This is a genomic window from Burkholderia sp. MS389 (genome assembly GCF_016899425.1).
In the GTDB taxonomy this organism is placed as follows: Bacteria; Pseudomonadota; Gammaproteobacteria; order Burkholderiales; family Burkholderiaceae; genus Burkholderia; species Burkholderia sola.
In genome coordinates, this window is sequence record NZ_CP045995.1 from 1,236,637 (window position 1) to 1,256,711 (window position 20,075).

Consider the following 20,075-nt stretch of genomic DNA (forward strand, 5'->3'; position numbering starts at 1 on the left):
GCCGATGGAACAACGTTCCACCAGTTTCCTGACGCATGCGCAATGCCGGCGCGTACCGCCCTCTCGATCACACCGGGCTGCCTTGGCCCGAAACCGAGCCACCGATGAATCTGCCCGTTACCCATGATGTCGTGATTGCCGGAGCCGGCCCTGTCGGCCTGTTTCTCGCCTGCGAGCTGCGCCTCGCCGGTGCATCCGTGCTGGTGGTCGAGCAGGCGGACGATCCGGAATCCCCGCTGAAGCATCTCCCGTTCGGCATGCGCGGCCTGTCCGCGCCGACCATCGACGCGTTCTACCGTCGCGGCTTGCTCGACGGTATCGTGCTGCCGGCCCGTGCAACGGACACCGCGCACTGGATGCAGCAAGCGCGTCGTCCGGCCGGTCATTTCGCCGGCATCCAGTTCTTCCACGACGACATCGATGCGTCGCAGTGGCCGTACCATCTGCCCGGCCCGGCCGGCACGCACATGGCGACCGACATGGCGCGCGTCGAATCCGTGCTGACCGCCCGTGCGCACGCGACGGGCGTCGAGATTCGGCGCGGTCTTGCCGCCGAAGGCTTCGATCAGTCGGACGATGCGGTCACGCTGTACGCAGGCGGCGAGACATTCCACGCACGCTGGCTCGTCGGCTGCGACGGCGGCCGCAGCGCGGTCCGCAAGGCCGGCGGCTTCGCGTTCGCCGGCACCGACGCCGAATTCACCGGCTACTCGATCGAAGCCGAGTTCGCCGATCCGGGCGCGCTGCTGCCGGGCCGTCACTACACGCCGGCCGGCACGTACACGTACACGCCGCCCGGGACCGTCGCGCTCGTCGAGTTCGACGGCGGCACGTTCCACCGGAGCGGCCCGGTGACGCTCGAGCACGCGCAGGCCGTGCTGCGCCGCGTGTCCGGCGTCGGCGTCACGGTGACCGCGCTCCGGCTCGCCGCCACGTGGACCGATCGCGCGTACCAGGCATCGACGTACCGCGACGGCCGCGTGCTGCTCGCGGGCGATGCCGCGCACATCCACTCGCCGCTCGGCGGCCAGGGGCTCAATCTCGGGCTCGGCGATGCGATGAATCTCGGCTGGAAGCTGGCCGCGACGATCCGCGGCGACGCACCAGCCGGGCTGCTCGACAGCTACACGGACGAACGGCATCCGGTGGGCGCGCGCGTGCTCGACTGGTCGCGTGCGCAGGTCGCGCTGATGCGGCCCTCGCCGGGTTCGCGCGCGCTCGCGGCGATCATGCGCGATCTCGTCGACACGCGCGACGGCGCGACGTACTTCGCCGAACGCCTGTGGGGCGTGTCGCTCGCGTACGATCCCGGCAGCGGCCATCCGCTGGTGGGCCGTAGCGTTCCGGACTTCGAACTGGCCGACGGCACGCGGCTCGGCGAACACGTCAGGCACGGCAAGGGCGTGCTGCTGGACTTCGATGCGGATCGGCCGCTTCAGTCCGTGGCAGGCCGCTGGCGCGACCGCCTCGCCTATATCGCGAGCGACGCGAAGGACCGGCTCGGATTGCGTGCGATGCTCGTGCGTCCGGACGGTTTCGTCGCGTGGGCCTGCGATGACGATGCGGACGTGGACATCGACGCCGCCACGCAGGCGGTCACGCGATGGTTCGGCGCGCCTTGCGCGGCACATTGAGCGCAGCCGCCCAACGCAGGAAGCGGATGTGTGTCGCCGAGCGCCAAACGTGCATGGGCGCCAGCAACGGCGCGCCCGACATCCTCGAATGCCCACCGCCCGCGACGTGCGCGATATCGCGCACGCCGGCCGCGCCCCTCACTTCGCGATCAACACCCCCGACGTCGGGCACGTACCCTGCGTATTGCCGTCCGTCACGAGCGACGCGGCGCTCGGAAACTGCGCGGTCGCATTCGTCTTCACCGCGATCCATGCTTCGGTGAAGTAGCTCACGCCGTTCGTCTTCGTGCATTTCAGCGACACCGCGCTGCGCGTGTTGCTGCCGAACGCGCCCTCGAACGCCGACAGCAACTGGTTACGCGTGACCGTCTTGCCCGCGTTCGCCTGCAGGAATGCGTTGAACGACGTGTTGCCCAACCGGCTGATCATGCCCGACGCCTGGTTCCAGTACGCATCGGGCGTCGCCGAATTCGAACAGGTGCCGTGCTTGAACCACTCGTGCTTGTCGAGACACGATGCGACGCCAGGCATGTATGTCGACAGCGTATTGCGCGTTGCGCTGCTGATCGGGTACGCGTCCATGCTGCACCACTGGTGCGCGTTGTCGAGGTCGATGTCGTTCTGCGGCACGCCGCAGTAGAACGGCTGGTTCCCGTCGTAGCGGTTCGGCCACAGCCCGTGCAGCGACAGGCTCGTCGCCGCATACGAGCCGGCGAGGTTCGTGCATTCCGGTGTGTCGTGCGACGCGCAGAAGCCGGGCTCCCACGACGCGGCAAGCAACAGGTAGTCGTAGCTGGTCTGCGCGGCGGCGTGCAGTGAAACGGAAGCGACGGCGAGTGCGGCAGCGGCGCGGGCGAGCGTCTCGAGCATGGCGTGTTTCCTCGGAAAAGGCTTGCGGTCGCGGGATGCGCCGCAAGATTGTCGAATGTCTGCCCGCGATTGTTGCTGCCGCAACATGGCACGAATGTGAAGGTGCACGAAAGAATGCGCGGTTCGCTCAGGTGCCGAGCTGCGTGCACGCGCGCGCCGACGCTTCGGGGCCCTCGAGCGAGAGAATCTGCCACACGCCGACGCTGACGCGCCGGCGCGCCGCCATCGACGGATCGGCCAGCAACGCCTCGACACGCGGCGCGGCGTCGGGCGCCTTCTGCTTCAGCGCCGCGTGGTGCCGCGCCCGCGCCGCCGGCTCCGGTTCGTACACGTCGCACAGACGCACCATGCCGGCGAGGCCGGCCAGCGTATCGTCCTTGTCGATCGCGGCCGGCTCGACGGGCGCGAGCCCGTCGCGCTCCGCCGGCGGCAGCTTGTTGCGCGCGCCTTCGTCGATCGCCGTGGCGGAAGCCGGCGGCAGGCCGCCGATCGCCGCGACGATCCGGCTGCCCGCGGCGATCATGTCGCCCTGGCACGCGATCTTTTCGGCGGCCGCGACGTTCGAGCAGAACGACACCGACATCCGGTACACGTCGTTGCTCATGCGCGGCACTTCGTCCGTGTCTGCCTGCGCGAGGCCGGCACTCGCCAGCGACAGCCCTAGCACCAGCGTCAGCGCGGCGGGAGTCTGGATGCGCAACGCTCTCGTCTCGTTCATCGTTGTCGTCCGTGGGTTTTTATCGCGGGCAATCTCGCCGGGCCGCACGGTGGCGCCCCTTGTGATGCCGGGCCCTCATCCGGCGCCACGCGTTCACTTCATCGACGCCGCCTCCGATCCGCCGGGCGACAGCGCCGCACTGTCCTGCTCGCGCCACGCGCGGCGCGACGCCATGATCGCGCTCACCGCCGAGCGCGCGACCTTCCACCACGCGAACGGACGCGGATCGGCGAGCATGCTGAGCGCGCGCGCATAGTCGAGCGTGAGCCCCGGCGTCCACGCCATCGTCACCGCGCGCTTGCGGATCTGGGCGGCCACCCACAGCTCGGGCGTGAGCAGCAGCCGCACGAACGCGCCCCACCCGGCCCGCGCGCCCTTCAGCCGCCACACGGCGCCGTCGAGCGCGGCCTCGAGCGCATTCGACACGGTGCTCGAGCAGTTGCGGTGCGTGAGGTTGTACGTTGTGTTCTGCCGGTACGACGACCAGAACGCATCGAGCTTGGCCGGATCGTAGTTGCGGATACGCACGCGCACGGTCGACGGGCACCACGCTTTCGACTCGGTCGCGTAGTCGGGCTGGAACAGGCCGGGCACGTCGTTCTCGCGCGTTGCGCGCAGGATGCGCGTGAATTCGTCCGGAGAGCGATCGATTTCGACGCCCGGATACAGGCTGATGTAGATGCCCTCCGGCGATTCCAGCGCCGCATGCCCGGTCGAGATCACGCCGTTGACGTCCACCGCCGCGATATAGCGGTCGATCAGCGGATAGCGCTGCGCCTCGGCCTTCGACGTGCCGGTCGGTGTCCATACGTGCACGGTGAGCGCCCGCTCGCCGTCGGCCGGCGGGCCGTCCCATTCGGATTGCGCGAACTGCGGCAGGCCCTGCGCATCGTCGAGATCCGGCGCGAGCGCCGGCGCGGGCGACGTCGCGAACGCCGGGTTGCGCGTCAGCCGCCGCACGCGTGCGGCGAGGCTCAGCAGGTGCATGCCGCCGAACATCAGCAGCAGGCCCAGGCAGTACGGCACGGTGCCCGCGTAGTGCGTCGGGTACGGCTGGAAGAAGAAGATCGCCAGGAGTATCTCGACGACGCCCCACGAAAACGCGACGTGCCAGCGGCGATAGCGCACCATCCATGCGGATGTGCACTGCAGCAGCCCGTCGACGAGAAACAGCGTGCCGAAGATCATCGACAGCAGGAAGTGGCCGTGATGATGGCCGGCAAACACGAGCCCCGCGGCCACCACGACCGCGATGCCCTTCACGTAGCGCAGGATGCGCTGCCCGCCGACCCCGCTGCCGGCCACCGCGAGCGTCGCGAGCCCTTCGATCAGGAACAGCCACGCGAACAGCTCGATCGGGAAATGCAGCGCGCCGTCGAGCGCGTCGACGAAAATGCCGACGCCCGCGACGACCCACAGCCAGCCGAGCACGGTCAGCCCGCGCCAGCGGGTCCGCAGATATTCGATGCCCAGCAGCAGCAACACCAGTCGTACCATCGCGCCCTCGTATCTTTTTCGGGACACGCGCGGCCTCGCGCGCCCTGTCGTGTCGACCGCGCATCGGGCGACGCGCCGGCCGGAAGACGGTCATCGTTGCCGGCGCATCATGTCGTCGACATGATCGATGGCGGCCGGCACGCGCCGCTCTGGCCGAATAATAAGATATGGCGGGATAGGTTGAAAGCGCCGCGGAAACGTTGTCGATGGCGCGGATGCGCACGGCGGCCCGCTGCCACAGCGGATTTCCGGTTCGACAACGTGCGGCGGATACGCGAGAATCCGGCTTCCGAGGGCGAAAGCCACCCAACCGAACCGCCCAGACGGGACAACAAGAAATGAGCCTATCCATCACGCGCCGGCGCCTGCTGGCCGCCGGCGTCGCCGCGAGCAGCGTTGCGCTGTCGGGGTGTTTCACGCCGAAGCTGTACAAGAACGACGCGTACAGCGAACACGTATCCGCGTTCATGATGACCGAAGACGGCAAGAAACTGGTCGTCCTCGGCACGCGCTACCATTACATCTTCGATCTGCCGGCCCGCTTGCGGCCCGTCCTGCTGTCCGGCTACCGGAAATCAGTACGCACGACGTTCGCGGACTTTCATGCGAGCGGCGGCAGCGTCACCGGGCATTACCGGATCGTGCTGCCGAAAGACGCTTCGGACGACGATCGACAAGCCGCCTCCGCCGACGGCTTCGCGAGCGAGCCGACCGGCCTCGTGCTCGAAGGCGACATCGACGGCAAGCGCTACTCGACGGAAGGCTTCGTCCAGAAGGACAACGCGGCCGCGCAACCCTTCAACCGCCCGTACTCGGTCTACATCGTGGAATCGCCGTCCGTCGTCGGCATGGGTCTGCGGATTCTCGCGACGCCGATCACGGTGGCCGCCGACGGCGTACTCGTGCTGGGCGGCATCGTGCTCGTGCCGTTCGCGGCCATCGCGATCCAGGCAAGCGGCGGCATCCGGATCATGTAACGGTGCGGTAACCACGCGCCTGGCACGACCGCAACAGGAGCATCGCCATGACCGCCTCACCGCTTCATTCGTTCTCGCTCGGCCCGCCACTGAAGCGCTGGCGCGCGCTGCACCGCGTGAAGCAAAGTCACGCGGCCGAACTGTTCGGCGTCGCGCAATCGACGATTTCGCGCTGGGAGGCGGGCCTCCAGCAGATGTCGCCCGACGAGCGCGCGACGGCCGAACGGCTGCTCGCCGCGCGCATCGATTCGGCGGGCGACCGCGCGCTCGCGCGGCTGATCGCCGGCAGCGCGGGCCGCATGCATCTCGTCTGCGATCTCACGCACCGGCTGCTGGCCAGTTCGCCGGCGCGCGCGGCCGAATTCTCGCAGCCGCTTTCGATGCTGCTCGGCACGTCGCTGTGGCGCTACGCGACGCCGGAAATCGTCCGCATGGAAGCCGCGCTCGACCCGCTCGGCTGGCACGATCGCGCGGGGCCGCCGAGCGTCGAGTTCGATACCGGCGCGAATGCGTCGCGCGTCGTGCCGATTCGCGGCAGCCGCTGCCGGTGGACGCGGATGACGCTGTCGGACGGCTCGGCCGTGCGGCTCGTGGAAACGCTCGACGCCCTCTGACGCGCCGCGCATATTTCATGCGTGGACGCAGCGTGGCCGGCCCGCTTACGCTTGGTGGCTCATCGCAAAGACGCCGACCATGAATCCCGACACGATCCACGCGCGGCTCGCTTTCCTGCGCGAAGCCGAACGCCTGAAGAACGTGCTGCGCAGCGGCTACACATCCGCCGGACGCGCGGAAAGCACGGCCGAGCACAGCTGGCGGCTGGGCCTGATGGCGCTCGTGTTCGCCGACGCGTTGCCCGGCGTCGACACGCTGAAGCTGCTGAAGCTGTGCGTCGTCCACGACCTCGGCGAGGCGCTGCACGGCGACATCCCCGCGATCGAGCAGGCCGCGCACCCCGACAAGAGCGCACACGAACGCGACGATCTGCTGACGCTGACCGCGTCGCTCGACCGCACGCTGCGCGACGAGATCGTCGCGCTGTGGGACGAATACGAGGCGGCCGCGTCGCCGGAGGCCCGCGCGGCGAAGGCGCTCGACAAGCTCGAAACGATCCTGCAGCACAACCAGGGCAGCAATCCGCCCGGTTTCGACTATGCGTTCAACCTCGGCTACGGCCGGCGCTACACCGACGCTACACCGCTGTTCAGCGCGATCCGCGAGATCGTCGACGCCGACACGCAGCGCAGGATCGACACGGGCGGACGCCGCGCGTAAGCGTGCGGCCCGCGAGGCATCCTGTTGTCGTACCCGTCGCCGACTGTTCGGTACATCCGTAGTCACTAGCGGCGCGCGAACCCCTCCACCCGGAAGCCATGTTCGACTGACACGACTGGCAAAGCCGCCGCGCGTCGCATTCGGCACCAGCACGGACGGGCTACATATCTGCCCGCCTTCCCTACCATACACCCCTACGCGAACGCCATCTGTTCGATGCCTTCGCCTCCTCCGGGCAGTCCGCCCGCTGCTTTTACCGGACCGGACACAACATCCACGCCATTCCCCAACGGCACTCCAATTTCCTGCCCCGGATAAGCAAAACCCCTTGGCCCTGCCGCTCGCGAGAATTCCGAGTCAACTCGGATTGCAATTGGCAAACGCCAACCAGTCCGATTTGACAAATTTAACAAAAATGACAATCGGCAACAATTTGATTATCTCAAAAAAATAAATCCCTGAAAAACCACCGATCGAAAAATTAATCTATCAAACACAGGAATACTAAATTGAAATCGGCAAATAAATCTCAAAAACATACCCGTTGCATCAAGCAGTCATTGTCTTTCCTCAACCCGCCACAAAGGAGGTTTCGATGCATTCCAAGCAACGCTTCTTCACTCGAAAGGCCACCAGGTCGGCTGCAGTCACCTTTGGCATCGTCATTGCCTTGCTTCATCCTGGCAGTGCTGCAGCCGATGGGCTTGCGAGCAAAATCCTCGAGGGCCCGAACACTTCCAATCAACGAGCATTCACAAGTTGCTCTGTTTTCTACACAATGTGCATTCAGCGATACGGCAGCAGACCCGGTGGCACGGCTGGCATGACACGATGCGCAGATTGCTTGAATAACTGCAATCGCTCGAATGGATGGTGGCCGATGATCAGCGGTTGTGCCGTATAACGACAGTGATGTGCTTCGTCGCGAGTAGTTATGTCGATGGCGGTCAACCGAGCCAAAATCCACCGTTCGCTCGCGACGAGGTTGAAATTTCTACCCGAAATCAAGGCATACCAATGCTCCGAAACAACGATTACCAAAATTTGATCCACGCATCATTCTCGGACATCACGTCCAACGTCATCGCATCCGCAATTTCGGAAGGGCAGTTGATGGGGTCACATGTTCTTATTGGCGGAAACTGGCACCTCGGCCCTCTCAAAGAACGCAACATCTCGACACTGTCGGCGTGGTTTTCCGATATTTTTGGATATATCCCAAACGACTTGACTATCGACACCCCAATCATCCCCACCCACGAGTCGATCAAAATATGCGCATGGGTAAGTCCCTTATCATCAATCGAATACGCGAATTTCATACACTGGATAAGTCATGATACTCCACACGATTTCCTGTTGATTTCGGTCTCAGAAAAGTGCATCCATTCGGCTGCGGAGAATTTCTTCGATCTCGCCGAGCTTCTCGGCAATGCAGTTGAAATAAAATCGAACGATGTCAGTCCCTATATCACAGAATGGGGTTCCCTGGTTGAGGAAAATGCCGATTTCAGAATGATCAACGAAATTGGAAAAATTCAATCATTCCGATCTACAGATTTCGATGAATACATCATCAATTCCATGACCAGGAAGTGGGAGCCCACGCCGATAGTAGTATTGCGCATAATAGAAACAATCCACTCGGAAGGACATGATTTTCCGGGAGACATTTTTCTCTATCATCGACTCGAGAAATTCTTCTTGAATGGCATCATCGAGAAACAAGCTGAAGTCAGCATCACGCAAACACAGATACGAATTGCAAGTTCCTGACATCGCCATTCCTCAGATGTGAAAATTTCATCTTCCACACGTCATGCCGAATAATCTACAGCTCCTCCTGACATCACTATTTACAATTGCGCTCGCAACAGCGCACACCGAAGCAGCTGCCGCCGATGTAGAAGCGAACTTGCAACGAAAATTGCAAGCCAAGCTCCCCGAACTGAAGATAGAGCACGTTGTCCCGTCAAAAATCGACGGACTGTATGAGGTCACTGCAAATTCCCAAATTTTCTACAGCAATTCATCGGCATCGCACATTATTATCGGCAGCCTGTTCGACACCAACAGCCAGGAAAACATAACAGAAACACAACTCAACAAGATTAACAGCATAAACATCAATGACCTTCCATTTCAATACGCCATCAAACAGAAAAATGGAACCGGAGAGCGCGTGATTGCTACATTCTTCGATCCGAACTGCTCGTTTTGCAAGAAAATGAGTCCCGAGCTAGGCAAGGTTCCCAACGCAACCGTATACATTTTTCTGTATCCAATTCTTTCTACCGACTCCATCATCAAATCCGAAGTCATTCTGTGCGCCGACAACCGACTCCAAGCATGGAAGCAATGGGTCGAAAGAGGGAAAACCACCGTCCCCCGCAAGCGTTGCCAGTCCATCATCACGAAAGAACTCCTTTCACTGGGAAAGAAGCTCAACATCAAGGGAACACCCACCACGTTCCTGCCTTCCGGGGAAAGAGTCACGGGATTTATTTCCGGGAAAGACTTGGCTGACAAGATTGATCGCAATAACCACGTTGAGCCTAGAACCCCATCCCGCCCCTGAAGTTTGAAGGGTCATTCCGCGATCACGGTAGCGTGGATTGAGCCCGGATGACGATCCTCTCCGTACCCTTGTATTGACCTGCCATTCCATGAATTGAAACACCGACAGAGCTCGGCAGCCCCCGTAGAACTGCCGGCACAATTCAGCACAATTCCTACACGAATTCACGAAATTACCTCAATTATCATGGCCGCCTGACCCGAACCTGCACCGCCGCGCGGTATCCATCCGACTCCTGTATCGATCTGCACTGCATGCCACGATTGCAGGACCACCCTGATTGGCCGCCCACGCCGCCGACGCCCGACTCATCCATGCCGTATGTATTCTCATGAATAAGAAGATCCGCCGCCGGCTCACCGTGCTGGCCATCAGCGGTGCCGCCATTGCCACCGCTGTTGTAGCAATAACGATAGCCACACCAAACAAGCACCCGCAATACCTGTCCGCGCCCGTCACGCGCGGCGATCTCGAAAACGCGGTGCTCGCGACCGGCGCGCTGCAGGCGTTCAGGCAGGTCGACGTCGGCGCGCAGGTGTCGGGGCAGTTGAAGACGCTGAAGGTCAAGCTCGGCGACAAGGTCACGAAAGGCCAGTGGCTTGCCGAGATCGATCCCGTGATCTCGGAAAACGCGCTGCGCCAGGCGCGCGCCAGCGAAGAAAGCCTGCGCGCGCAGCAGCAATCGGCGGCCGCGCAGCTGACGCAGGCCGAACTCGCATTCCGCCGCCAGCAGGCGATGCTGCCCGACGACGCGACGTCGCGCGAATCGTTCGAGGCCGCGAAGGCGACGCTCGACGTGCAGCGAGCCACCGTTGCGTCGCTCGCCGCGCAGATCCGTTCGGCGCGCATCCAGATCGAGACCGCGCAGGCCAACCTCGGCTACACGCGCATCGTCGCGCCGATCGACGGCCAGGTCGTCGCGATCGTCACGCAGGAAGGCCAGACCGTGATCGCGCAGCAGCAGGCGCCGGTGATCCTGAAGCTCGCGAATCTCGACACGATGACCGTGAAGGCGCAGGTGTCGGAAGCCGACGTGATTCGCGTGAGCGCCGGCCAGACCGCGTATTTCACGAGCCTCGGCGAACCGGACAAGCGGCACTACGGCAAGCTGCGCGCGATCGAACCGGCGCCGCAGAACTACGCCGACGCGCAAAGCCCGCTCGGCGGCGGCGGCGCGAAGCCGAACGCCGCGGTGTTCTACAACGCGCTGTTCGACGTGCCGAATCCCGAGCACCGGCTGCGCATCGCGATGACCGCGCAGGTCAACATCGTGCTCGGCGACGCGCGCAACGCGCTGATCATTCCGGCCGCCGCGCTCGGCGAGAAGCGTAAGGACGGCACCGTCGCGGTACGCGTGCTGCGCGCCGACGGCAGCACGGAAACGCGCCATGTCCGCATCGGCATCAACAACAACGTGCGCGTCGAAGTGCTGGCCGGCCTGAAGGACGGCGAGCGCGTGGTGATCGGCGAAGCATCGGCGGACGAACGCGTACCGCTGTCGGACGTGGTGTAACGATGCGCCAGCCCCTGCTCAAACTCGCTGCCGTCACGCGTCGCTTTCCGGCTGGCGACAAGGACGTCGTCGTGCTGAACAACGTCAACCTGTCGATCGATGCGGGCGAGATCGTCGCGATCGTCGGCGCGTCGGGGTCCGGCAAGTCGACGCTGATGAACATCCTCGGCTGCCTCGATCATCCGAGCGAAGGCACGTACACGGTCGGCGGACGCGACACGCACATGCTCGACAGCGACGAGCTCGCGCAGCTGCGCCGCGAGCACTTCGGCTTCGTGTTCCAGCGCTATCACCTGCTGCCGCACGTCGACGCGGTCGCGAACCTCGAAATGCCGGCGATCTATGCGGGCACCCCGCGCGCCGAGCGGCACGCCCGCGCCCGCGCGCTGCTCGCGCGCCTCGGCCTCGCGGATCGCGCGCATCACCGGCCCGGGCAACTATCCGGCGGCCAGCAGCAGCGCGTGAGCATCGCGCGCGCGCTGATGAACGGCGGCCAGGTGATCCTCGCGGACGAACCGACCGGCGCGCTCGACACGAAAAGCGGCCAGGACGTGATCCGCATCCTGCACGAGCTGAACGCGCTCGGCCATACGATCGTGATCGTCACGCACGACAAGGCCGTGGCGCGCCATGCGCGGCGCATCATCGAGATCAGCGACGGCGAGATCGTCGCCGACCGGCCGAACCGCCACTACGCGGAAGCGCTCGCGGAATCTAGCGTCGGCGCGGACGCAACGCCAGCAACGCCCGAAACGGTAACCGACACGCCGCCCGCACCGCCTTCCGAAGATGCACCGCCGCCCGCCAGCGCTGACACCGACATCGCCCCGCGCACCCGCCGCTTCGCCGCCGGCACCGGCCGCTTCGCCGAAGCGTGCCGGATGGCGTGGATCGCGCTCGTATCGCACCGGCTGCGCACGCTGCTGACGATGCTCGGCATCATCATCGGCATTACGTCGGTCGTGTCGATCGTCGCGGTCGGCGAAGGCGCGAAGCGCTACATGCTCGAAGAGATCGGCAGCATCGGCACCAATACGATCAGCCTCTATCCGGGTACCGACTGGGGCGACAGCCGCGCGGACACGATCCAGACGCTCGTGCCCGCCGACGTCGCCGCGCTCGCCGAGCAGCCGTACGTCGACAGCGCGACGCCCGAAACGTCACGCACGCTGCTGCTGCGCTACCGCAACGTCGACGTCCACGCGCTCGTGAGCGGCGTCGGCGACAGCTACTTCCAGACGCGCGGGATGCGTTTCGCGCTCGGCGTCCCGTTCGACGACGATGCGGTGCGCCGCCAGGCGCAGGTCGCGGTGATCGACCAGAACACGCGCCGCAAGCTGTTCGGCGTGACGCGCAATCCGGTCGGCGAGGCGATCCTGGTCGACAACGTGCCGTGCGTGGTGATCGGCGTGACCGCCGACAAGAAAAGCGCATTCGGCAGCGTGAAGAGCCTGAACGTATGGGTGCCGTACACGACCGCGAGCGGGCGCCTGTTCGGCCAGCGCCATCTCGACAGCATCACCGTGCGCGTGCGCGACGGGCAGCCGAGCGCCGCGGCCGAGAAAAGCCTCGAGAAGCTGATGATCCAGCGCCACGGCCGCAAGGATTTCTTCACGTACAACATGGACAGCGTGGTCAAGACCGTCGAGAAAACCGGCCAGTCGCTGACGTTGCTGCTGTCGCTGATCGCGGTGATCTCGCTCGTGGTCGGCGGGATCGGCGTGATGAACATCATGCTGGTGTCGGTCACCGAGCGCACGCGCGAGATCGGCATCCGGATGGCGGTCGGCGCGCGCCAGTCCGACATCCTGCAGCAGTTCCTCGTCGAGGCCGTGCTCGTATGCCTGCTCGGCGGCACGATCGGCATCGCGCTGTCGTTCGGGCTCGGCGCGCTGTTCTCGATGTTCGTCGCGCAGTGGAAGATGGTGTTCTCGGTCGGCGCGATCGTGACCGCGTTCGTGTGCTCGACGCTCACCGGTGTGATTTTCGGGTTCATGCCCGCGCGCAACGCGTCGCGGCTCGATCCGATCGATGCGCTCGCGCGCGACTGACGAAACATGGCCCTCACGCATTCCTCCCCGCTTCACCGTCTCGGCGCATTCGCGTGCGCGGCCGCGCTGCTCGCCGGCTGCGCGGGCGCGCGCCACGATCCGCTGCCGGCCGTCGCGATGCCGGCGAACTGGGCCGCGCCGGTCGCGTCCGACGCGCCGGCCGCCACGCGCGACTGGTGGCGCAGTTTCGGCGATCCGCAACTCGACGCGTTGATCGACGACGCGCTGCGCGCCAACAGCGACCTCGCGATCGCGGCGATCCGCGTGTATCGCGCGCAGTTGCAGGCCGGGCTCGCCGATACGAACCTGACGCCCAACGTGACGCTCGGCGCGAACGGCGCCGTGTCGCGTACGCTCGATACGCATCGGATGAGCCGCTCGAGCGGCGTCAATGGTTCGCTCAGCTACGAAATCGACCTGTGGGGCCGGCTGGCCGCGCTGCGCGATGCCGCGCACTGGGAAGCCGACGCGACGGCCGCCGATCTCGAGGCCGCGCGGCTGTCGCTGATCGGCACGACCGCGGCGCTGTACTGGCAGATCGGCTATCTGAACCGGCAGATCGCGCTCGGCGACGCGAACATCGCGTATGCGGAGCGTACGCTCGCGCTGGTCCGGTCGCGGCACACGGCTGGCGCCGTGTCGGGGCTCGACCTCGCGCAGGCCGAACAGAGCCTCGCCGCGCAGCGCGCGGCGCAAACGCAGCTGATCCAGCAGCGCACCGAGAACCGCCACGCGCTCGCGATCCTGTTCGACCGGCCGCCGCAGCAGCGCGCGGCCGAACCGGCGGCGCTGCCCGACGCGGCACCGCCCGACGTGGCGGCCGGCTTGCCGGCCAGCCTGCTCGGCCGGCGCCCCGACCTGCGGGCGGCGGAATTCCGGTTGCGCGAGTCGCTCGCGCAGGTCGATGCGACGCGCACGAGCTTCTATCCGACCTTCACGCTGACCGGCAGCGCCGGCACGACGAGCACGAGCCTCGAGCGCGTGCTGACGAACCCGGTCGGCACGCTCGGGCTCGGCCTCGCGCTGCCGTTCATCCAGTGGAACACGATGCAGTTGCAGATCAGGGTGTCGAAGACGCAGTACGAGGAGGCGGTGGTCGGGTTCCGCCAGCGGCTCTACACGGCGCTCGCGGAAGTGGAGAACGCGCTGTCGGCGCGCGTGCAGCTCGAACGCGAAGCCGAACAGCGCGCGCTGTCGCTCGCGCAGGCGCAGCGCGCCGAACGGCTGGCCGCCGCGCGCTTCGTGGCCGGCGCGACCGCCGTGCAGCCGTGGCTCGACCAGCAGCAGGTGCTGAGGAGTGCGCAAAGCGCCGACGAACTGACACGCCTGAACCGGCTCAACAACCAGATGAAGCTGTACCGCGCGCTCGGCGGCGGGACTTCCTGACCGGCCGTCACACACCACACGCCACACGTCACGCGCCACACGCCGGCCGCGTCACTCGCACACGGCCGCCCCGCGCCGCGCCGGCGCGAACGCCACCGCGCTCGCGGTCGCGAGCACGGCCACGCCCGCCGCGCCATACACCATCACCCAGCCGAAGCCATGCACGAGCGCCGCGTGCAACGCCGCGCCGCTCGGGTCGGCCTGCGCGAGCGCCGGCGCGATCGCCTGCAGCCCGTCGGTGCGACCCGACGCGATTTCCTGCGCGAGCCGGCGCAGCGCCGCGTCGCCAATCGCGCCCGCCGGGCCGCCCTTCAGGCTCGCGACGATCCCCGCCACCAGCACGAAGCCCATCGTCGCGATGTTCAGCGCGAGCGAGATCATCCGCGCGCTCATGTCGATGCCCGACGCCATCCCGGCCCGCGCACTCGGCACCGCGCCCGTCGTCGTGTTGGTAACCGGCGTGTTGGTCAAGCCGAGCCCGATTCCGGCGATCGCGCAACCCGGCAGCATCGTCAGCCAGCTCGCCTGGTCGGCCGCGCTGCCGAGGCGCATCAGCACGAAGCCGGCCGCGATCGTGAACAGGCCGCCCGGAATCACGACGCCCGGCCCGTAGCGCAGCGCGAGCCGTTCCCCGACCGGCGGCACGATCAGCGTCGGCAGCGTGTACGCGAGCAACGCGAGGCCGGCCGTCACGCTGTCGTAGCCGAGCGCGACCTGGAACCAGATCGGCAAGTAGATCATGAACGGCCAGAAGCTGAAGTTCATCCCCATCGAGCCGAAGATTGCGCCGGTGAACGCGCGGATCCGGAACACCGAGAAGTCGAACATCGGCCGCGCGCTGGCGCGCTCCGCGATGACGAAACCGGCCAGCGCGAGCACGGTCGCACCGAGCACGCCGAGGCCGGCCGCGCTCGTGAGCCCGAGTTCGGCGCTTTGGGTGATGTAGAACGCAAGCCCGAGCACCGCGAGCGACAGCGTGACGATGCCCGCGACGTCGAGCGTGCCCGCATGCGGATCGCGCGATTCCCGCACCGCGCCGCCGATCAGCACGAGCGCGACGGCCGCGAGCGGCGCATGGACGAGGAACACCCACGGCCAGCTCGCGAGCGCGACGATCGCGCCGCCGACGATCGGCCCGAACCCGAGCCCGATGCCGAACACGATTCCCCAGATCCCGAACGCGCGGCCACGCTCGCGCCCTTCGCGAAACTGGTGCGACAGCACGGCGATCTGGCAGATCAGCATCGCGCCGCCGCTCGCGCCCTGCAGCAGCCGGCCCGCGACGAGCACCGGCACGTTCGGCGCGAGCCCGCACAGCAGTGACGTCGCGCCGAACAGCACGGTGCCGATCACGTACACGCGCTTGCGGCCGAACCGGTCCGCGAGCGTGCCGGCCGCCATCAGCACCGTCGTACAGGCGATCGTGTACGCGTTCATGATCCACTGCATGCCGTTGAAATCGCCATGCAGCACGTGTTCGAGCGTCGGCAGGATCACCGGCACGCTCGATATCTCGAGGCCGAACATCAGCGACGTGAGACAGACGGCCGCGAGCGCGACCGCATTCCTGCGGGAGTCGGATAGCGTCATGCGTATTGCGCGGCGGCCCGGCGACAGGCCGCGCGCCTCCAGGTCAGTAGGATTCGCCGCGTGCGGCCGGCAACGCACGCTGAGCGGGAATCGGTACTATAGTGAGAATTCATCTCCCCATTGACGCACGCATTTCCATGCACTGGGGAATATCAGGACCCAATCGACGCAACATCTCACCCACGATGACCGACAGACTCGACGGCGTCACGACCTTCGTCCAGGTCGTGGAATCGGGCAGCTTCGCGCTGGCCGCGGAGCGGCTCGACATGACGCGCTCGGCGGTCGGCAAGGCGATCGCGCGGCTCGAGAAGCGGCTCGGCGCACGGCTGCTGCAGCGCACGACGCGCAGCCAGAGCCTGACCGACGACGGCCAGGCGTACTACGACCGCTGCGTGCGCGCGCTGGCGGAGCTGGAAGCGGCGGAAGCCGATCTCGACTGCGGCCGCCACGAGGCGCGCGGCAAGCTACGATTGAGCGTGCCGCTCGCGTTCGGGCACCACTGCGTGACGCCGATCGTGCTCGACCTCGCGCGCCAATATCCGCATCTGCGGATCGACGTGTCGATCACCGACCGCTTCGTCGATCTCGTCGAGGAAGGAATCGATCTCGCGGTCCGGATCGGCACGCTCGCGGACAGCACGAGCCTCGCGGTGCGGCGGCTCGGCACGCAATACGGCAGCCTCGGCGCGGCGCCGTCGTATCTCGCGCGCTACGGGACACCGAAGACGCTCGACGACCTGAAGCACCACCGGACGATCGCGTATTCGCGTTCGGGCGTGGTGCAGCCGTGGGATTTGCGCGCGCCGGACGGCTCGACAGTGCGGATCGACATGCCGCATCAACTGAGTTTCGACGACGTGCAGGCGATCGCCGCGGCCGGTGCGTCGGGGTTCGGGATCGCGTGGGTGCCGAGCTGGCTGCTCGACCATTACGTGAAGCGCGGGGAGATGGTGGTCGTGCTCGATCGCTGCTTCGTCTGCGAAGGCGACATTCACGCGATCTGGCCGAAGACGCGCTACCTGCCGCGCAAGACGCGCTGCGTGATCGACGCGCTCGCGCAGGCGATTCCGCCGATGATCGAGCGCCCGGACGACGCGCGCTGAGATGAGTGGAAGCCGACGCGCCGTGCGGCGCGTCGGGCCCTCACGCAGCGATCACGCCGCGCCGAGATCGGCGAGCGGATGCGCGAACAGCTTCCACGGCGACGTCAGGAAATGCCGCACGCGCTCAGCGCGCAGCTCGACGAGCGACGCGGGCGCCCAGCGCGGCTTGCGATCCTTGTCGACGAGATGCGCGCGCACGCCTTCGCAGAAATCGCCTTCCTCGATCGCGCGCGCGACGATGCCGAGCTCCATCCGGAACGATTCCGCGAGCGTCATCTGCCGGCCGCGCAGCAATGCCTCGCGCGTCACGGCGAGCATCGTCGGCGAATGGCTCGCGAGCGCATCGAGCGTCGCCTGCAGCCATTGGCGGTGCTCGCGCGCGAGTTCGTCGCGCGCCAGATCCTGCGTGAGCGTCGCGACGATCCGCTCGACGGTCGAACGCTTGTCGAAGTGGCGGACGATCCATGGCATCTGGCTGTCGAGCGCCGCATGCGGCACCACGTTGCACGGCGGCTCGAACACCTTGCGCAGCAACGGCAGCGCGTCGCCGTCCCACTTGACGCTTTCGATCCGCGTCTCGAACGTGTCGAGCCACGCGGACGGCACGCACAGGTCCGCGAGCTTCGCGCTCAGCGCGTCGGCGCCCGACAGCATCGCGCCGGTCAGCCCCACGTACAGTTCGAGTTCGACCGGCATGCGCGACAGGAAATGCGTCGCGCCCACGTCGGGCACGAGGCCGATGCGCGTTTCCGGCATCGCGATCTTGCTGCGCTCGGTCGCGACGCGCAGCGCCGCGCCCTGCGCGAGGCCCATGCCGCCGCCCATCGTCACGCCGTCCATCAGCGCGACCACCGGCTTCGGGAACGTGTGGATCGCGTAGTCGAGCCGGTATTCGTCGACGAAGAACGGCAGCCAGGTTTCGCGCTGCGCGACCATCCTGTACAACGCACGCACGTCGCCGCCCGCGCAGAAGCCCTTCTCGCCCGCGCCGCGCAGCACGACCGCGACGATCTGGTCGTCGTGGCGGCAGCGCTCGAACAGCGCCGCGAGTTCGCCGATCATCGCGTACGACAGCGCGTTGAGCGCGGCCGGCCGGTTCAGCGTGATCAGCGCCACGCGGTTCACCACGCGAAACAACACCTCGGGCGCATGCTCCGCGAATGCGTCGTGATTCGTCACCGGCGTGCTCATCGTTGCGGCTCTCCATCGGTATGCCATTGCGGCGCGCGCTTGCCCAGGAACGCCGCCACGCCTTCGCGCGGATCGGCCGTGTCGAACAGGTCGACGAAGCGTTCGCGCTCGACCGCGAGCGCCGCGCTGCGCGGCACGCCGCGACGCGCGAGGCCGATCAGCTCCTTGCTGTAGGCGACCGCATGCGGGCTTTGCCGCGCGACGTTGCGCGCCAGCGCGAGCGCCGCATCGCGCGCCGCGCCGCTTTCCACCACGTCCTCGACAAGGCCGATCCGCAGCGCGGTGGCCGCATCGACGCGCGCGCCGGTCAGGATGATCTTCTTCGCCCAGCCTTCGCCGACGAGCCAGGGCAGCGTCTGCGTGCCAAGCCCGCACGGCAGCAGGCCAACCGACGGCTCGGGCAGCGCCATCTGCGCATGCGTTTCGGCGATCCGCAGATCGCACGCGAGCGCGCATTCGAGGCCGCCGCCCATCGCATAGCCGTTGATCGCCGCGATCGTCACGACGCGCGCGTCGTGCAGTGCCTCGAACGCCGCGCCGAAGCGCGCCGCCATCGCGCGCGCGACCGCGCGATCGCCGTCGGCGAACGTGTTGAGGTCGGCGCCCGCGCTGAAGAACTTCGGGCCGTCGCCGGTGATCACCAGCGCGCGCACGTGCGGGTTCGCATTCAGTTCGGCAACGGTTTGCTGCAATTGCTGCAGCCCGTCGGCTGTAAAGGCGTTCGCGGGCGGACGCTTGAGCGTCGCGCACGCGATCGCGCCGTCGTCGACGAAGTCGAGTTCGATCATGAGGCGTCCTTCTTCGTGACCGGTTGGTACAGGCGGATCACCGCCGAGAAATCGAGCTGGCCGTCGCCGCGGCTGCTCATCGTCTGGTACAGCTGCTGCGCGAGCGCACCGAGATAGACGGGCTGGCGCGCCTGCTTCGCCGCATCGTTCGCGAGGCCGAGATCCTTCAGCATCAGGTCGGTGCCGAAGCCGCCCGTGTAGCCGCGCGACGACGGCGCGGTGTCGATCACGCCCGGATACGGGTTGTAGGTATCCGAACTCCAGCAGCGGCCCGTCGACGTGTTGACGATGCCGGCCAGCACCTTCGGGTCGATGCCGAGCGCGACGCCGAGCGACATCGCCTCCGACACCGCCGCCATCGAGATGCCGAGCACGAGGTTGTTGCAGACCTTCGCGACCTGCCCCATTCCCGTCGCGCCGCAGTGGACGATGTTCTTGCCCATCCCGGCGAGCACCGGCTTCACGCGCTCGAAGTCCGCGTCGCTGCCGCCGACCATGAAGGTCAAGGTGCCGGCCGCCGCGCCGCCGGTGCCGCCCGACACCGGCGCATCGACGAACGCGCCGCCGTGCTCGCGCACCAGCGCGCCGAACGCCTGCGCGCTCGCCGGGTCGATCGTGCTCGAATCGATCACGGTCGCGCCCGCGCCGAGGCCGGCCAGCACGCCGTTCTCGCCGGCGAGCACCGAGCGCACGTGCGGCGCGGCCGGCAGCATCGTGATCACGAACGTCGCGCCCGATGCCGCATCGCGCGGCGACGCGGCCACTTGCGCGCCGGCGTCCTGCAATGCGCGCAACGCGTCGGCGCTCAGGTCGAACGCATGCACGTCATGGCCGGCTTTCAGCAGGTTCAGCGCCATCGGCGCGCCCATGTGGCCGAGGCCGATAAATCCGATTTTCATGT

17 protein-coding genes are annotated in these 20,075 nt (G+C 66.5%); 10 read left to right on the forward strand and 7 right to left on the reverse strand.

All coding sequences use genetic code 11. The annotated features are described in order from the left end of the window. Positions 1 to 104 precede the first annotated feature (104 nt). Positions 105 to 1,634, forward strand: coding sequence for an FAD-dependent monooxygenase (locus GJG85_RS21955; protein ID WP_124594994.1), 1,530 nt, complete (start codon positions 105 to 107; stop codon positions 1,632 to 1,634). Between the two features lie 138 nt (positions 1,635 to 1,772). On the opposite strand, the gene GJG85_RS21960 is transcribed toward GJG85_RS21955, so the two are convergent. The 3 genes from GJG85_RS21960 to GJG85_RS21970 all read right to left on the reverse strand — a co-directional run bounded on the left by GJG85_RS21960 (position 1,773) and on the right by GJG85_RS21970 (position 4,719). Then, positions 1,773 to 2,504: a ribonuclease T2 gene (locus GJG85_RS21960; RefSeq protein WP_050012407.1), complete on the reverse strand. Its 732-nt coding sequence runs from the start codon at positions 2,502 to 2,504 to the stop codon at positions 1,773 to 1,775. Between the two features lie 127 nt (positions 2,505 to 2,631). Beyond that, positions 2,632 to 3,222, reverse strand: a complete 591-nt coding sequence (locus GJG85_RS21965) for a hypothetical protein (RefSeq protein ID WP_050012406.1) — start codon at positions 3,220 to 3,222, stop codon at positions 2,632 to 2,634. A gap of 93 nt (positions 3,223 to 3,315) precedes the next feature. Beyond that, positions 3,316 to 4,719 carry a hypothetical protein gene (locus GJG85_RS21970; RefSeq protein ID WP_050012405.1) on the reverse strand — a complete coding sequence of 468 codons (1,404 nt, stop codon included), beginning with the start codon at positions 4,717 to 4,719 and terminating at the stop codon, positions 3,316 to 3,318. A gap of 338 nt (positions 4,720 to 5,057) precedes the next feature. Here GJG85_RS21970 and GJG85_RS21975 point away from each other — a divergent pair, with 338 nt between their 5' ends. The 8 genes from GJG85_RS21975 (at position 5,058) to GJG85_RS22010 (ending at position 14,499) form a co-directional block, all read left to right on the forward strand. Next, on the forward strand, positions 5,058 to 5,696 hold the full coding sequence (locus tag GJG85_RS21975; RefSeq protein ID WP_204384409.1) for a hypothetical protein: 639 nt from the start codon (positions 5,058 to 5,060) through the stop codon (positions 5,694 to 5,696). Positions 5,697 to 5,743: 47 nt separating this feature from the next. Continuing rightward, positions 5,744 to 6,310 (forward strand): helix-turn-helix transcriptional regulator, encoded by a 567-nt coding sequence (locus tag GJG85_RS21980; protein WP_050012403.1) that lies wholly within the window; start codon positions 5,744 to 5,746, stop codon positions 6,308 to 6,310. Positions 6,311 to 6,389: 79 nt separating this feature from the next. Beyond that, entirely contained in the window at positions 6,390 to 6,971 is a 582-nt protein-coding gene (locus GJG85_RS21985) for an HD domain-containing protein (protein ID WP_050012402.1), read from the forward strand. A gap of 873 nt (positions 6,972 to 7,844) precedes the next feature. After that, positions 7,845 to 8,747, forward strand: coding sequence for a DUF3658 domain-containing protein (locus GJG85_RS21990; protein ID WP_235356164.1), 903 nt, complete (start codon positions 7,845 to 7,847; stop codon positions 8,745 to 8,747). 43 nt (positions 8,748 to 8,790) lie between these two features. Then, complete coding sequence (locus GJG85_RS21995; protein WP_060734312.1) at positions 8,791 to 9,549, forward strand: DsbC family protein; 759 nt, start codon at positions 8,791 to 8,793, stop codon at positions 9,547 to 9,549. Between the two features lie 331 nt (positions 9,550 to 9,880). Next, positions 9,881 to 11,062, forward strand: a complete 1,182-nt coding sequence (gene macA / locus GJG85_RS22000) for a macrolide transporter subunit MacA (protein ID WP_050012400.1) — start codon at positions 9,881 to 9,883, stop codon at positions 11,060 to 11,062. Between the two features lie 2 nt (positions 11,063 to 11,064). Beyond that, positions 11,065 to 13,113, forward strand: a complete 2,049-nt coding sequence (locus GJG85_RS22005) for a MacB family efflux pump subunit (RefSeq protein ID WP_050012399.1) — start codon at positions 11,065 to 11,067, stop codon at positions 13,111 to 13,113. 6 nt (positions 13,114 to 13,119) lie between these two features. Further along, positions 13,120 to 14,499 carry an efflux transporter outer membrane subunit gene (locus GJG85_RS22010; protein ID WP_050012398.1) on the forward strand — a complete coding sequence of 460 codons (1,380 nt, stop codon included), beginning with the start codon at positions 13,120 to 13,122 and terminating at the stop codon, positions 14,497 to 14,499. Between the two features lie 51 nt (positions 14,500 to 14,550). Here GJG85_RS22010 and GJG85_RS22015 read toward each other — a convergent pair whose 3' ends face one another. Next, positions 14,551 to 16,089, reverse strand: a complete 1,539-nt coding sequence (locus GJG85_RS22015) for an MFS transporter (protein ID WP_050012397.1) — start codon at positions 16,087 to 16,089, stop codon at positions 14,551 to 14,553. A 185-nt stretch (positions 16,090 to 16,274) separates the two neighbouring features. Between GJG85_RS22015 and GJG85_RS22020 the strand changes: the two genes are divergently transcribed. After that, a complete protein-coding gene (locus GJG85_RS22020; RefSeq protein WP_089489592.1) occupies positions 16,275 to 17,195 on the forward strand; it encodes a LysR family transcriptional regulator in 921 nt (306 codons plus the stop codon). Between the two features lie 51 nt (positions 17,196 to 17,246). On the opposite strand, the gene GJG85_RS22025 is transcribed toward GJG85_RS22020, so the two are convergent. From GJG85_RS22025 to mmsB, 3 genes are read right to left on the reverse strand one after another with little or no spacing between them, the layout of a single operon-like run. Then, positions 17,247 to 18,386: an enoyl-CoA hydratase/isomerase family protein gene (locus GJG85_RS22025; RefSeq protein WP_050012395.1), complete on the reverse strand. Its 1,140-nt coding sequence runs from the start codon at positions 18,384 to 18,386 to the stop codon at positions 17,247 to 17,249. Further along, entirely contained in the window at positions 18,383 to 19,174 is a 792-nt protein-coding gene (locus GJG85_RS22030) for an enoyl-CoA hydratase (protein WP_124555603.1), read from the reverse strand. Before GJG85_RS22030 ends, GJG85_RS22025 begins: the two co-directional genes overlap by 4 nt. Next, positions 19,171 to 20,073 (reverse strand): 3-hydroxyisobutyrate dehydrogenase, encoded by a 903-nt coding sequence (mmsB, locus tag GJG85_RS22035; RefSeq protein WP_050012393.1) that lies wholly within the window; start codon positions 20,071 to 20,073, stop codon positions 19,171 to 19,173. The genes GJG85_RS22030 and mmsB overlap by 4 nt, the downstream gene beginning before the upstream one ends. Positions 20,074 to 20,075 lie beyond the last annotated feature (2 nt).

Bases quoted from the DNA above. Each gene is read 5' to 3' on its own strand.
- mmsB (WP_050012393.1), bottom strand. From the start codon at position 20,073: ATGAAAATCGGATTTATCGGCCTCGGCCACATGGGCGCGCCGATGGCG.
- macA (WP_050012400.1), top strand. From the start codon at position 9,881: ATGAATAAGAAGATCCGCCGCCGGCTCACCGTGCTGGCCATCAGCGGT.
- GJG85_RS22010 (WP_050012398.1), top strand. From the start codon at position 13,120: ATGGCCCTCACGCATTCCTCCCCGCTTCACCGTCTCGGCGCATTCGCG.
- GJG85_RS21980 (WP_050012403.1), top strand. From the start codon at position 5,744: ATGACCGCCTCACCGCTTCATTCGTTCTCGCTCGGCCCGCCACTGAAG.
- GJG85_RS21985 (WP_050012402.1), top strand. From the start codon at position 6,390: ATGAATCCCGACACGATCCACGCGCGGCTCGCTTTCCTGCGCGAAGCC.
- GJG85_RS22020 (WP_089489592.1), top strand. From the start codon at position 16,275: ATGACCGACAGACTCGACGGCGTCACGACCTTCGTCCAGGTCGTGGAA.
- GJG85_RS22025 (WP_050012395.1), bottom strand. From the start codon at position 18,386: ATGAGCACGCCGGTGACGAATCACGACGCATTCGCGGAGCATGCGCCC.
- GJG85_RS22030 (WP_124555603.1), bottom strand. From the start codon at position 19,174: ATGATCGAACTCGACTTCGTCGACGACGGCGCGATCGCGTGCGCGACG.
- GJG85_RS22015 (WP_050012397.1), bottom strand. From the start codon at position 16,089: ATGACGCTATCCGACTCCCGCAGGAATGCGGTCGCGCTCGCGGCCGTC.
- GJG85_RS21975 (WP_204384409.1), top strand. From the start codon at position 5,058: ATGAGCCTATCCATCACGCGCCGGCGCCTGCTGGCCGCCGGCGTCGCC.
- GJG85_RS21995 (WP_060734312.1), top strand. From the start codon at position 8,791: ATGCCGAATAATCTACAGCTCCTCCTGACATCACTATTTACAATTGCG.
- GJG85_RS21960 (WP_050012407.1), bottom strand. From the start codon at position 2,504: ATGCTCGAGACGCTCGCCCGCGCCGCTGCCGCACTCGCCGTCGCTTCC.
- GJG85_RS22005 (WP_050012399.1), top strand. From the start codon at position 11,065: ATGCGCCAGCCCCTGCTCAAACTCGCTGCCGTCACGCGTCGCTTTCCG.
- GJG85_RS21955 (WP_124594994.1), top strand. From the start codon at position 105: ATGAATCTGCCCGTTACCCATGATGTCGTGATTGCCGGAGCCGGCCCT.
- GJG85_RS21965 (WP_050012406.1), bottom strand. From the start codon at position 3,222: ATGAACGAGACGAGAGCGTTGCGCATCCAGACTCCCGCCGCGCTGACG.
- GJG85_RS21970 (WP_050012405.1), bottom strand. From the start codon at position 4,719: ATGGTACGACTGGTGTTGCTGCTGCTGGGCATCGAATATCTGCGGACC.